The organism is Mannheimia pernigra, assembly GCF_013377995.1.
In the GTDB taxonomy this organism is placed as follows: Bacteria; Pseudomonadota; Gammaproteobacteria; order Enterobacterales; family Pasteurellaceae; genus Mannheimia; species Mannheimia pernigra.
In genome coordinates, this window is the sequence record NZ_CP055305.1 from 492083 (window position 1) to 506028 (window position 13946).

At 39.4% G+C, this 13946-nt stretch carries 14 protein-coding genes and 1 tRNA gene; 6 read left to right on the forward strand and 9 right to left on the reverse strand.

The features are described 5' to 3' along the window. Positions 1 to 2: 2 nt before the first annotated feature. Entirely contained in the window at positions 3 to 2840 is a 2838-nt protein-coding gene (locus HV560_RS02440) for a two-partner secretion domain-containing protein (RefSeq protein WP_176807818.1), read from the forward strand. Between the two features lie 90 nt (positions 2841 to 2930). Here HV560_RS02440 and HV560_RS02445 read toward each other — a convergent pair whose 3' ends face one another. After that, a complete protein-coding gene (locus tag HV560_RS02445; protein ID WP_176807819.1) occupies positions 2931 to 3107 on the reverse strand; it encodes a DUF1232 domain-containing protein in 177 nt (58 codons plus the stop codon). 13 nt (positions 3108 to 3120) lie between these two features. After that, positions 3121 to 3561 carry an FMN-binding protein MioC gene (gene mioC / locus HV560_RS02450; RefSeq protein ID WP_176812078.1) on the reverse strand — a complete coding sequence of 147 codons (441 nt, stop codon included), beginning with the start codon at positions 3559 to 3561 and terminating at the stop codon, positions 3121 to 3123. A 197-nt stretch (positions 3562 to 3758) separates the two neighbouring features. On the opposite strand from mioC, the gene HV560_RS02455 reads away from it, so the two are divergent. Beyond that, positions 3759 to 4445 (forward strand): CPBP family intramembrane glutamic endopeptidase, encoded by a 687-nt coding sequence (locus HV560_RS02455; RefSeq protein WP_176812079.1) that lies wholly within the window; start codon positions 3759 to 3761, stop codon positions 4443 to 4445. 70 nt (positions 4446 to 4515) lie between these two features. Here the strand turns inward: HV560_RS02455 and nanA are convergent, their stop codons facing one another. The 7 genes from nanA to HV560_RS02495 all read right to left on the reverse strand — a co-directional run bounded on the left by nanA (position 4516) and on the right by HV560_RS02495 (position 10054). Beyond that, on the reverse strand, positions 4516 to 5394 hold the full coding sequence (gene nanA, locus HV560_RS02460; protein WP_176807822.1) for an N-acetylneuraminate lyase: 879 nt from the start codon (positions 5392 to 5394) through the stop codon (positions 4516 to 4518). A 26-nt stretch (positions 5395 to 5420) separates the two neighbouring features. After that, positions 5421 to 6314: an N-acetylmannosamine kinase gene (locus tag HV560_RS02465; protein ID WP_176812080.1), complete on the reverse strand. Its 894-nt coding sequence runs from the start codon at positions 6312 to 6314 to the stop codon at positions 5421 to 5423. A gap of 8 nt (positions 6315 to 6322) precedes the next feature. Beyond that, positions 6323 to 7009, reverse strand: a complete 687-nt coding sequence (locus tag HV560_RS02470) for an N-acetylmannosamine-6-phosphate 2-epimerase (RefSeq protein WP_176812081.1) — start codon at positions 7007 to 7009, stop codon at positions 6323 to 6325. A gap of 372 nt (positions 7010 to 7381) precedes the next feature. Then, positions 7382 to 8713 carry a Fic family protein gene (locus HV560_RS02475; protein WP_176807823.1) on the reverse strand — a complete coding sequence of 444 codons (1332 nt, stop codon included), beginning with the start codon at positions 8711 to 8713 and terminating at the stop codon, positions 7382 to 7384. A 423-nt stretch (positions 8714 to 9136) separates the two neighbouring features. Next, positions 9137 to 9496 (reverse strand): helix-turn-helix domain-containing protein, encoded by a 360-nt coding sequence (locus HV560_RS02485; RefSeq protein ID WP_176807824.1) that lies wholly within the window; start codon positions 9494 to 9496, stop codon positions 9137 to 9139. Positions 9497 to 9505: 9 nt separating this feature from the next. Further along, positions 9506 to 9844, reverse strand: a complete 339-nt coding sequence (locus HV560_RS02490; RefSeq protein WP_238348726.1) for a type II toxin-antitoxin system HigB family toxin — start codon at positions 9842 to 9844, stop codon at positions 9506 to 9508. Between the two features lie 115 nt (positions 9845 to 9959). Continuing rightward, a tRNA-Sec gene (locus HV560_RS02495) sits at positions 9960 to 10054 on the reverse strand. Positions 10055 to 10118: 64 nt separating this feature from the next. Between HV560_RS02495 and selA the strand changes: the two genes are divergently transcribed. The 4 genes from selA to selB all read left to right on the forward strand — a co-directional run bounded on the left by selA (position 10119) and on the right by selB (position 13886). Then, the gene (selA, locus tag HV560_RS02500; RefSeq protein WP_176812083.1) at positions 10119 to 11516 is read left to right on the forward strand and encodes an L-seryl-tRNA(Sec) selenium transferase; all 1398 of its coding nucleotides are present in this window, start codon (positions 10119 to 10121) and stop codon (positions 11514 to 11516) included. Between the two features lie 53 nt (positions 11517 to 11569). Beyond that, positions 11570 to 11740, forward strand: coding sequence for a hypothetical protein (locus tag HV560_RS02505; RefSeq protein ID WP_176807827.1), 171 nt, complete (start codon positions 11570 to 11572; stop codon positions 11738 to 11740). 111 nt (positions 11741 to 11851) lie between these two features. Then, positions 11852 to 12022, forward strand: a complete 171-nt coding sequence (locus HV560_RS10325) for a hypothetical protein (protein ID WP_238348727.1) — start codon at positions 11852 to 11854, stop codon at positions 12020 to 12022. Between the two features lie 16 nt (positions 12023 to 12038). Continuing rightward, positions 12039 to 13886, forward strand: coding sequence for a selenocysteine-specific translation elongation factor (gene selB / locus HV560_RS02515; protein ID WP_176812084.1), 1848 nt, complete (start codon positions 12039 to 12041; stop codon positions 13884 to 13886). Positions 13887 to 13946 lie beyond the last annotated feature (60 nt).

Sequence of the window (13946 nt, forward strand, 5' to 3'; positions counted from 1 at the left end):
ATATGTTTAAGTTAAATGCCATTTCTTGGACGATTTTGACCGCTTGTAGCGGCTTGGCTTACGCCTCTACGCCAAGTTTGCCACAAAACGGCGAGGTGGTTGTTGGTGCGGCTGCGATCAATACCAGTGGCGATAAAATGACGATAGATCAAAGTACCCCAAAAGCACAAATCAACTGGAATAGCTTTGATATTGGTAAAAATAACGAGGTGGAATTTAAACAGCCGTCAGAAATGGCGGTAGCTTACAACCGTGTGACGGGGGGCAATGCTAGCCAAATTGCGGGCAAACTGACCTCCAATGGTAAGGTGTATTTAGCGAACCCAAACGGTGTGTTAGTCACCAAAGGGGCTGAAGTGAATGTTGGCGGTTTGTTGGTCACAACGAAAGACTTAGAACAAATCAGCGAGAAAGGGGATAAAGATAAATTTACCCGTAAATTGCAAAAAGAAGGACAAATCCGTAATCAAGGAAAAATTACCGCAAAAGGCGAACGGGCTTTCGTGGTATTAGTTGGTGATGATGTTGTTAATGAAGGGGAAATTACGGCTGAGCGTTATTATCATAAAGAAACCAAGAGAGTTAAAGGTTGTCATGATGACCCTTGGAGTTGGAATGGAAAAACCTGCTACGATTATGAGCAAGACATTGTCAAAAGTACCAGTGGTGATGTGAATTTATCTTCAGGTGAAAATGTGACCTTTACCCTGCGTGATGGTTATATTGATGTGGCATTAGATGAGAATACGGTAAAAAGTATCATTAAAAATGAAGGCATTATTACCACTGATGGTGATATTACGTTGACGGCCAAAGCACGTAATCAGGCATTGGATAGTTTGATTATAAACGATGGTGTGCTGCAAGCGAACCAAGTCGTCAGTAAAAAAGTGGGTACTGTTGTGTTATCAGCAGGTGATATTCAGTTAAATGAAAAGAGTGATATAAAAGCGGAGAACTTGCATTTTTCTGAACCAGCTACCTTTGGACTAAAAGAGAATATCAACGTCAGTTCTCAAAAAGGGGCTAAAGTCACAACCCCTAATTTGCATATCAAAGGAAAAACAGTGCATTTGACTGGCGATTTCGGCCGTCAGAACAACACCGACTTATATACCCACGACCAAACACTCAAATCGACAGTTCATATTCAAGTTCCCAATACAGAAGATATTCGCATTGCGGATAAAGATAATGGTGGAGCAGGCTCATTTATCCAAACAGATGCTTTAAGCTCATTGTTGGCGAATAATGGTCGAGTCAATATGCAAGGTAACGGGTTTGATATTTCAGGCAATATCAACATTGATTCATTTAAAAAGACAGATGGGGTATTGAAGATCACCAATCAAGGGAATATTAATATTCATAATGCAAATATTAATTCAACTGGCCGATTATTTATGATCACAAGTTTGCAGAATACGGTAGATTTTAAGTCAAATATCAGTATTAACGACAGTAAATTTAATTTAGGTAATGGGGCTATTGGCTTAGGACGCAGTGCGAGTTCTCGTGATTTCTTAGATGATCGCCATTACAAAGTTGAAGATAAACAACGTAAGAAATTTAATGTTGATATGAACAATGTTGAATTTAGTCAAGTTGATGATGTTGTTGTGGTTGGTGGTTTTGATAAGGTCAATTTAAATCACATTAACGCTACGGGGCAGACCAACTTTTACATTGATTCTGGTAACACTCGAGAATATATGAGATATAAACGTGGCAAACAAGAAGAGATGACCCTTTATGAATATGGCGTATTAAATTTAGATACGCGTACGCAATTATCCAGACGTAACCAAAACAGAGCCCGTTGGATATCTCATGCGACTATAGAAGACGATATTCACAGAGAATACAATCTTCGGTATGATTTGTTTGCCGCTAAATTTAACAACCGAGCACCAGTTGCAGATACGGAAATTAACATTTCCAATAGTAATATCAAGCTAAACAATGGTTTTGTGCATTTGATGGCTGAGAAGATTAAGTTGGATAACAGTAATATTGATATTGCTTTTAATAAAGATAACAGTATGGATGAGAGCACCCAATTTAACCGGATTGGATTTAACGGCAAAGTCGCAATGAAAAACTCCCATATTAAAGCTGTTGGTGAAGAGAAAAGTGGTATCTCACCAAACCCGCCTTATGCAACTATGTTCTTAGTAGGTGAATTAGAGGGTGAGAAGAGCTCCATTTTTGTGAAATCCCATCAAGGTTATGCGTTTAGAACGGATGGTGACTCTCGACTTACAGGAAAAAACAACAAAGATGACTTGAAAATTACCGCAATTACAACTGGTGGTCGAATGGGGGCTGAAGTGATGGTAAATGGTTTGCCTGGATCGATAGATAATGATGCGAATTCCGCTAATATGGCATTTACCGTTGGTGATGCGGCACGAACCAAAACGGTAATTGAAAATGCGACCATTACAGCACTTGCACCCAATGGCGGTACAGCGTATTTAAGCTTTTCTGAGGCGCTTATTGATGTCAAGCCAAGCGCAGATTTCACCTTTTTTGAATTGCCAAGAAATAAAAACTTAAATCAAGCTGATATTAAAGGCAATTCTACTAAACTCAATTCTCGTGATTTTGCCCGCCTTTACGACCGCATCAACGGCGTGAAAGCCAGCAGCCTTTCTGCCGAGCAATTAGGCGTAGCGGATGCCAGCAAACTGAGCTTGAGAAACAGTAACGTTGAGAATCTGGACATTGAAAACCTGGTTTCCATCACTGTTTGTGATGAAAACAACCAATGCGAAGACCGTATGCTGGGTAAAAAGACTGATTCAAGAGTGAGTGTGGGAGAAATATTATCCGAATAAGTTGATTCTCATAAAAGGGAGCGGTAGCTCCCTTTGTTTTTGATGTAATGTTGATTTACAAGCGGTTATTTCTTACTAATTTTTTGCAAATTATTCTAAAATCGTTTTAATCAACAGTATAAGGGCTGTGGCATCATCAACTAAACCGAGTGGGCCTAAAATCACTTCAGGCAAAATATCAATCGGGCTGAACATATAAATTAAGATAATCGCAATTTTAATCCACTTCATTTTGTTAATGGGATGTTTTGCTTGAATTTTGTTCATTTATTTATCTATCCTATAGATTGGTTATAAAAGAGGGTAGCCACTCCTCTGCTGTGGCATCGTGGTCAAAATTATTGACTACGTCAATACGTAAAGATTCACAAACCTGTATTGCCCCTTTTGCTTTTAGTGCTTCTTCAGCAATATTGACCGCATTACAAAAGGTATCGTAATCAGAGCTGCCTATCCCAATGATGCCAAATTTCATTGGGCTTAAATCAGTAGAACTGTTGGCTAAATCTGTAAATAATGGTTGGATATTTTCTGGTAATTCGCCAGCTCCGTGGGTGGAAGTGACCACAATTAAATGCGATCTCCCTTTAATATCTGACAGCTGAGCTTGATTAAACAATGTTACTTCAATGCCTTGTTTAGTTAATATATCGTTAATATGATCGGCAACATATTCCGCACCACCAAGGGTGCTACCTGTAATAATGCAAATAGACGTCATTTTAAACCTCTCTTAAAAAATAGATATTGTATTTTGAGTGACAATTTAGATTTATTATAGGTCAATTATGAGGTTAGTGCTTCTTTAATTATGGTTAATAAATCTAATTTAGATGTAAATGCAATTTACTTGTATTAAAATCACCGCCTTATTTTTAAATAATAAAATGAAAAAATATTAGACTAAAAGGAGAGCGTATGGCAGTTCAGAAGATAAAGTATCTGACATTTAAAGATATTATGGTATTAACCCTCATTTTCTTTGGTGCATCAATTTATTATTCTTCTATCGGATATATTGAGTTGCTTGATAATAATCAGGTTGCCCCTGAAATATCGGTTAATGATTTAGCGAGCTATCATATAACCGTTGTGCAGGGTATTTTGTTGATGATTGCTTGGTTGTATTTACGTTGGCGTAATTTTGATTTTAGCGTATTAAATTTTAAGGTTGATCGTTACACATTACCGATGACTTTAGTGCTCGTATTGGTAGCAGGTGCTATTGCAGATATTTATCAATATTTACATTCATTCGTTATACCAGAGCATTACCCAGAAATAGATGAGTCATATTATCAACGCATTAGTTATACCCCTGAATTAATCATCACATCATTGGTGAATGGTTTTTTTGAAGAGATTTTCTTTATAGGGTTAGTCTTTGCGGTGCAACCTCGATCTTTTCCTAAAGCATTAATCTTAAGTATTGTGGTTCGTTTTTTATTCCATACTTACCAAGGTATTGCAGGGGCTTTAACTGTGACAACACTAGGAATATCATTTTGGTTATTTCGCCGAAAAATGAATGTGCTTGTACCTTTTTTTATTGCTCACGCCGTCTTTGATATTTGGGGGCTAAGTGCATTAGGATTCTTCCTATAATGACTTGAAAAAAGCACCTTAAATAATTTATTTAAGGTGCAATAATTAAGAGGGTGTTATTTCTTATACATTATAAGAATTTTGCTTTTAACTCTTTCGCTCGAGCTAATTGTTGCTCGGTTGCTTTTGCCGTCATTGGCTCACGGCAGAAGCCTGCATCAACACCTTCTAATTTTAATAACTCTTTAATCGTTAAATATAAGCCGTTTGCTAAAATACCTTCAATTAAATCGTTTGTAACGTGTTGAATTTCAAGTGCTTCTTTGATCTTACCTTGTTGAGTTAATTCAAAAATTTGTCTTGCACGCACACCGTTTACGTTAAAGGTTGAGCCGATAGCACCATCTACACCAAGAGAGGCTGCTGGTAACATCATTTCATCAAAACCAGCCCAAATTAAGTGATCAGGATAGGCTTTTTTCAAGCGTTCTAATAAGTAGAAATCACCCGCTGTAAATTTAACCCCTAAGATTTTCGGGTTTTTGTAAAGTTCACCGAACTGCTCAATACCGATATTCACACCTGTTAAGAACGGGATAGAATAGACAATCATATTATTGCCTGTTTCTGCAATAATTGTTTCGTAGTAATGTTTGATTTCAGGGAAGCTGAATTTATAGTAAAACGGCGTAACCGCAGATAAAGAATCGTAGCCTAATTCTGTGGCGTATTTACCTAATTCCACCGCTTCTTTTAAGTTTACGCTACCTACTTGTGCGATTAATGCAATTTCATCTTTCGCTTCATCTTTTGCAATGCGGAAAATTTCTTTTTTCTCTTCGGTAGAAAGCATAAAGTTTTCACCCGTTGAACCGCCAACATATAAGCCGTCCACTTTCATTTTATCAATGTTGTGGCGGATAATTTGGCGTAAACCTTTCTCATTAATTGAGCCGTCTTCGTTAAAAGAAACGAGTAACGCACTAAAAATACCTTTTAAACTTTTCATTTGAATCTCCGGAGTTTTTGAAAGAGTTAATTGTTCTTAAAATGATGTTCAGCCCACCAAGCCGCACCGATTAAACCTGCATCTTGCCCTGATTTGGCATTGTCTAATGCACAGTGATAAACAGCGGGAAGCTCGGTGAGATAGTGTTGAACCAACGGCAAATACCCTTCCGCCAAGCCAACACTACCCCCTAACACCACTTTTTGAATATCTAAACTGATTTTTAAATCAGCAATTAAATTGGCAATCGCTTTTGCAGATTTTTCTACTAATTCGACCGCTTGTTGATTACCTTGTCTGAAACGCTCAAACACTTCTTTTGGTGAGCAAGGGGAATCCCATTTGCTAGAAACCGCCTCTATGGCACGCCCTGCCGCTATGGCTTCTACACACCCAACTCGACCACAACCGCAAACAGGGCCATTAGGATCGGCAAGGGTATGACCAATATGCCCTGCAATGCCATTTGAGCCAATTTGCAATTCGCCGTTTAAAATAATGCCACCGCCAACACCGGTGGAAACGGTAATAAAAACAAAATTTTTGACCGCTTGTTGTTCTTCATTTAAATATTCCGCACAGACTGCTGCTTGTACGTCATTTAATAATGCAATTGGCTTATCAGTATGGCGAGCAATACTTTCTTCTAATGGAAACTCAGCTAAACCGCCCAAGTTTTTGGGGTTTAATGCAGTAAGCACGCCTTTATTGATAATACCTGTTGAGGCTACAGCAATAAAATCAAATTGCCCTTGATAGGCGTGTAAAATCTCGCTAATGGTTTTGTGCAAACTTCCTGCTTGATCGGCTTGAGGTTTATCTGTTGGAGTTTGAATTTGCTTGCGTTGTTGCACTTGGTTGTGCTGAACAATCGCAGTGGCAATTTTTGTGCCTCCAATATCAATCGCTAAACAACGCATATTTACCTCTACTTTTGGGCTGATTTCACAGAGTTGGCAAACCAACTAACGATATGCTCTAAGCGAGTTAATGCTGAACCAACGGTAACATAATCCGCCCCGATTTCCATCGCGACTCTGGCAAGTTCTGGCGTATTGTAACGCCCTTCTGCCATCACATTACAACCCGCTATTTTTAAATCTTTCACTAATTGATAATCTGGTTCATCAGGCACTTCACCGCCTGTATAGCCCGACATCGTACTGCCAATAATATCAAAACCCAGCTGTTGGCAATGCAAGCCTTCTTCCAAATTAGAACAATCTGCCATTGCTAAACAACCTTTTTCGTGAATGCGTTTTACAGCATCTTCAATGCTCACAGGGCGAGTGCGGAATGTGCCATCAACGGCAATAATATCTGCACCTGCATCGGCTAACGCATCAATATCTTCTAAAAATGGGGTGATACGAACTGGGGAATCAGGCAAATCACGTTTTACAATACCGATAATCGGCACATCAACGGCTACACGAGTGGCTTTTAAATTCTCTACCCCTTCAATGCGAATCCCTTTTGCTCCACCAATAACGGAAGCAGCTGCCATTGCAGCAACAATTTCAGGTTTATCCATCGGACCATCATCGACAGGTTGGCAAGAGGCAATTAAGCCGTGTTGGATTTTATTTAAAATGGTATGACGAGATGCTGACATAATCTTTTTCCTTAGTGCAAAAGTCGTCAATAGACTAGATTTGTTATGAAGAAATACTCCAAATAATTATAATCTAATAAACTTTTACTACAAATAGGAAATTAGAAAAATGTGAACTAGATCGCATTTTTCATCAAAATATTTTTGAGAATGGAGAGAAGAAAGAGAAATGGCGGAAGTGTATGGGAGTCAAATTAATAGGTTAAATTTTTGATTTTAAATGTGTTTTTATTTTACCCTTAAGTTCTTGTTACTTTTTTTCATTGCTGCCCATATATTCCGTCATCATCATTTTGTAATTCAGAAATTTGGCTGTAGCAAAGTGATGGACAATAAAAAGCCTTTAGAATGTAACTTCTAAAGGCTGGTTGATTATTGGGTTTGTAACCGTTCGATTAAATCACTAGGGGCAATGTAGCTTATGCTGTTGCCGGTCTTGAATTGACCTAATAGATTAAGCTCAAACAATCCCTTTAAATCGCTTCTAGCTGTGTTTTCTGATATGCCGTACTCGTTGCAGATTTCTCTTGCGGTAAAGATGTAGCCTTTTTCTTTAATCGCTTTTTGCAGTATCTGAATTTGTCTATCGTTGAGTTTAATAGCAGTTTTGGCGGTAAATTTTGCTATCTCCCCCATAAATGCGTTGAACCGCTTTTGCTTTTCACTAATAAACCGCTCTAGGTCGTTAATGGCTCGCTTAATGATGTGAGCTTGATAGTAAATGAAATAAGTCAAATCTAGCTCGTCTGTTTCGCTGTAGAGGTAAGATAACGCATATTGTTTCGGGGCTTCTTTGAGTAGTCTGCTGATAGAGATATATTCAAATAGCCAGTAGCCCGATTTCAGCATATACCAGTAAAACAAGGCTCTTGCGGTTCGTCCGTTGCCATCCCCGAAAGGGTGGATATACCCAATCAGGAAATGCAGCAAAATAGCTTTAATCACTGGGTGAATGAATTGCCCTTTTTCTCCGCTATGGTCTGCATTCGCAAATTCACAATAGGCGGTCATTAGTGCTTTTAGTTGGGTGTGCGATGGCGGCTGATAGAGTTGGTTTCCGTCATTATCTGAAATGAATATATCATCATCTTTCCTAAATTCTCCTGCGATGGCTTTATTCTCAATGGCGTTATGCGTTGCCGTGCGGTGTAGCTCAAGGATAAGCTCAATAGAAAGCGGTTCATCTTTGAGCTTGATCGCCTCTTTCATCAAGGCATAGTTATTCGCAATCATCATTTCGCCTTTGGTTTTGGGCTTTCTTGCAGTTTCTAGCATCTCTTTTGCCACTTTGCGAGTAGTAACTGCCCCCTCTAGTTGGGCTGAGGTGATAGCTTCCTCCATTACAAGCGATTTCAATAAAAAACGGTCTTGTTCGCTTTTATTTAAGCCAGTAAGCGTGCTTGTTCCTACATTTCCGCCAGTTGCTTTATCGATGAAATGAAGTTGAGCCTGCAGACTATCTGGTACACAAAATGAAAATTCGCACTCGCCTACTCTTAACGCATTTTTTAGCCCCTTGCGGTTTAGCTTGGTGGCAAGCCATTTTATTTCGCTATCTTTAGGGTACACATATTTGAATTTATCCCACGCCAAATAACGCCCCTTTTCATCGGTAGCTTTGAATTGCGAAAGAAAGGGCAAAACGTCATTAATTGAATATTGCTCTAAAAGCGTGTCGAGATTTGGCGGATAGGGTAGTTTCATAACGAAAGCCTCAATTTTTAAAAATTGCGTTTAATTCCGCATTATGTGCTGATTTTATTATTGTGTAAAGCGGCGGTTTATCGGGGGCTTTTGAGGATAATAACTAAGGGCATTTACAAGGAAGCTAAACCGCCAATCGGTAACCTCTATTCAGACGTAGGGGCAATTGAGTATATTTTAGCCCTGTTGTGTCCTATTGGGGATAAAATAGTTCCAGAAGATGATGCTTAGAAAGTCAAAAACTGTCAAAAACCACGCCGCCGCAACCCCTCGGGAGTACCTTGTTAATTTTAACCATAGCATATCGACATCCACCATCATAGAAGCCGCTAAGAGTGATATAAAAGCGGTCATAAAGTGTTGATAAATTGATAAGGAAAGGCAAACAAAAAGCCGTTAATCTCTCAATCAACGGCTTTGTAACTAGGCTTGAATCAATATATCCGCCCCTATGCCTAGCTTGCTATGAAGTTGGCGGATCATATTTAGCGTGAGAGGTCTAGTTTTGTTAAAAATCTCATACACTCTATTGGGTTTGCCTATAATACCATCTAGGTCTTTAATCTCTAGCCCTTGCTGTTCCATTCTAAATTTAATTGCTTCTATTGGGTCTGGTAGTTCAATGTGATAGTGTTTGCTTTCATAGTTTTCAATTAAGCTAATCATTACATCAAAATAATCTACCTCTTCCCCTGTTAACTCTTCCTCACGGTCAAATAGAGGCTCAATTGCTTTTAATGCTTGCTTATAGTCTTGTTCTGTTCTAATCGGTGTAATATTCATTTTCTGCCCCTATAGTTCTATTTCGTCTGCGTTGATACGGTCATATTCTGCGTGTGTGCCTATAAACTTGATGTAAACCGCTCCTAATCTAAATGCAACCGCCACAATTAGCCTATGGTCGTTTCCTTTGATATTAAACACAACACGCCTATTTTTTAAGATACTGGCATTTTTATATTGTGCCTTAATATCGTGAGCTGTCTGCCAATTAGCTTTTTTTACCTCAGCTACCCACGATTTTAGAGGTTGTTCCGTTTCAGGGTGTTTTGTGTAGTAGTCTATTAATGTTGAAGTTGAGATTATTCTCATAGTTTCCCCTGTTGGTTTGTTGCTATATTTTAATCCCATTTTGGGATTGTGCAAATTACATTTTAAAAGAAGGTGAAAATCAAAATATCTATATATAGAAATAGGTTAGACCATTACAAGTTGTGAACGCTGGGGAATGTTAGAAAACAAGGGTTGGCGGAAGTGCATGGGAGTTGAACCCACCTGAGAACGCTGGCGTCCTCAACAGGATTTGAAGTCCTGCCACCTCACCGGAGATGACGCACTTCCGAATGTGTAGCAATATTGTACTTTATTTATTAGAATAATCCAAAATATTCTCTTAATAAAAATTATGCAAAAACTATTCAGACAAATCCCCTCTCTTGATTTGCTACTAAAAAAGCCACAAGCGGTCGAATTATGCCAAACATTTGCTTATTCTACGGTTGCAGAACAAGCACGATTATTGATTAATCAAGCCCGTCAATTTATCGCTCAGCATCAAGCATTACCGAGCTTTATCTCAGAGGAAAATGCATTTTTCTCCATATTAGAAGGTAATCTGCAAGCCTTAAGCAACGTTAAGATCAGAACGGTTTTTAATTTAACAGGCACCGTGCTACACACTAATTTAGGGCGAGGGCTATGGTCGGAAAAGGCGATTGAAGCTGCCACAAACGCAATGCGACATCACATTGCATTAGAATTTGATATTGATGAAGGAAAACGATCGCATCGAGATAATTATATTTCTGAGCTTTTGCAAACCTTAACAGGAGCGGAGGCGGCTTGTATTGTGAATAATAATGCGGCGGCGGTGTTGCTAATGCTTGCGACTTTCGCACAAGGCAAAGAGGTGATTGTTTCTCGAGGTGAATTGGTGGAAATTGGGGGGGCGTTTCGCATTCCAGATATTATGCGTCAAGCTGGGTGCAAGTTGGTGGAAGTAGGCACAACAAACCGTACGCATTTAGCCGATTATCGCAACGCAATCACTGAAAACACCGCCTTTTTGATGAAAGTTCACACGAGCAACTACCATATTGAGGGGTTTACCAGCTCGGTATCGGACGAGGCGTTAGTGGCATTAGGAAAAGCGTTTAATTTACCTGTCGTGACAGATTTAGGCAGTGGCTCATTAACCAATATGCAAGCGTTAAATTTACCTAATGAACCGTTGGTACAACAAAAAGTTGCAGCAGGTGTAGATTTAGTTTCTTTCTCGGGCGATAAATTGTTGGGCGGCCCTCAAGCAGGCATTATTGTAGGCAGCAAAACGATGATACAACAACTGCAACAACACCCACTTAAACGTGTATTACGTTGTGATAAAGTGATTTTATCTGCCCTTGAGGCAACGCTTCGCCACTATTTATTCCCAGAAAAATTACCCGAAGCCTTACCTACACTCAATTTACTCACTCAATCGCTCGAGGAGTTACAGAACAAGGCAGAACGCTTGAAAAACGCCTTAAACAAGCGGTTAAATGCCGATTATATTTTGCAAATTGAACCCAGCCACGCCCAAATTGGCAGCGGAGCGTTACCAACCGAAAGGTTGCCTTCGGTTGCCGTGACTATTTCTGCTGAAAAACAGCGCGATTTGCTCGCACTCGAAAAACAGTTCAAAACCTACCCAAGCCCCATTATTGGACGCATTGCACAAGGAAAAATGTGGTTAGATGTGAGATCGGTTGCCCAGTTTGAGAGGTTAATTGAGATGTTGGGGAATCACAAAACCAAACCTTGAACTTTAGTTAAATCAGGCTAGAATATTAACCAATGAATGACAAAGGGGGATATATGGATCTTACGTTATTACACAATGCTGCTCAATTAGAAAAACAAAACTGTTTTTATACAGATGATGAGCTTGAATTGTTATATAAATTAGAGAACGGCTTAGTGGAAACCAAATCTCATCATCAAGTAATGGAAGATTTGCGTAAAAAATTAGGGTTGTCTGAAAAATGATGAAGTTTGATTATGATATTGTTTGGCTGAAAAAGGCAGAAATAAAATTATTTCATCAAACTGATTATATTTTACAACAATCTCAAAATCCGATTATTGCTGAGCAATTCTATGATGCAATTAAAAGCGAAGTCGATAAACTCTTATACCGCAGAGGTTTATCGACTTCGCAAGAAAAAAGAAATTCCGATTTTAAACGGAAAGTATCAAGTAAAATTCCTGATCGGTCAGGAAAATGTCTATATCGTGGATTTCAAATCCTCTCGTCAAAATAGTTACTAATTTCACAAGGATTTCTATGATTATCTGCACCGCAGGTCACGTGGATCACGGCAAAACCTCGCTTTTACACGCCTTAACGGGCACCAATACCGCCCATTTGCCCGAAGAGAAAAAACGTGGGCTAACGATTGATTTAGGCTATGCCTATTTACCTGTTGAGAATGATATTTTAGGTTTTATTGATGTGCCAGGGCATCAACGGTTTTTATCCAATATGCTGGCAGGGCTGGGCAGTATTCATCACGCGTTGTTGGTGGTTTCTGCCGAAGAGGGTATTAAGCCGCAAACCGAAGAGCATTTAGACATTCTCCGCCTGCTGAATTTTCAGCACATTATGGTTGTGATCACCAAGGCAGATCGTGCGAGTGTCGAGCAAATTTCGTCATTAATTGAAAAGGTGAAAACAGCGTATCCATTTTTAGCACAGGCGAAAACGTTTGTGACCTCTGCCAAAACCCTGCAAGGCATTGAGGAATTAAAGGCTTATTTAACGCAATTCAATCAACATAATCCTCACACAAACAAGCCATTTCGCTATGCGATTGACCGTGTTTTTAATATTAAAGGTGTAGGTTTAGTGGTAACAGGCACAACGGTTGCAGGCAGTGTGAGCGTGGGATCGGAGTTGTTTTTATCGAACGGTAAAACGGTTCGAGTAAAAGCCATTCACGCCCAAAACACCCCTTCGCAAACAGGCTCTGCAGGTCAGCGTTTGGCGTTAAATATTGCGAATGTTGAAAAAGAGCAGATTAAGCGTGGCGATTGGATAACAACGCTTGAGCCTCACTTTGCCACCGATCGCATCACGGTTTCACTTACACCCAACCAATCTTTTAAAGAAAACAGCATCGTCCACATTTACCATTTTGCCCGCCATATTACAGGCAAACTCAATTTGCTTGAGGGGAAACAAGCGGTCAAAAATCAGCAATTTTTTGCAGAAGTGATTTTAGACGAGCCGCTGCATATTGCCATAAACGACAAACTGATTATCCGAAATGGAGATGACAGCCAAACATTAGCGGGGGCGGTGGTGCTAGAAATCCACTCACCCAAACGCCACAAACGCACCGATGAGCGTTTAGCGTGGGTAAAAAATCTTGAAAAAACGACCGCTTGTGATGATTTTGCCGCACGAATTAATCTCTATCTGCAAAAAAAAGCCATTGATTTGCCATTGCTATTATGGGCGGAGCAATTGACTACGAAAGCGGTGGCAAAATTAGGGTTTGATGTCTCTTCAAAATGGCTATTTAATCACGAATTTAAAGCCCAAGCCCAACAACGGGTGATAGAAAACATCACAACCTACCACCAACAACATCAAGATCAAATAGGCGTCACCAAAGCACGGCTTTATCGTATGGCATTATTGGATTTGCCCGAAAGTTTAGCCAATCAATTTATTGAAGAGCTAGTGGCAGAAAACCGATTAGCAAACAGCCGAGGCTGGTTACATTTGCCAGAACATCGTATTGAATTTACCCATACTGAATGGCAATGTTGGCAACAAATTCGACCGCTTTTTGAGGCAACCAACCAAGCACTTTGGGTGCGTGATGTAGCAAGCCAGCTTTCTGTAGAGGAGGGGCAAATGCGTAATCTTTTATATAAAGCAGGAAAATTAGGCTATCTTATTCCTATTGTGAAAGATCGCTTTTTATTAAGTGAACAAATCAGCGAATTTGCCGCCTTAATTAAACGGTTTGTGGCAAAACAGGGAGCGATTTCAGTCAATCAATTGCGTGATGAATTAGGCTATGGGCGAAAATTAACCGTGCAGTTAATGGAATATTTTGATCGTTCAGGCTTTTTAAGACGTAAAGGTGATGTGCATTTATTAAGAGATAGTAAAACGTTTTAGGTAGGGGTAAAGCTAAAATAAACCGCAATAAATAACGCATAAATGAATGCACAAAAAAGG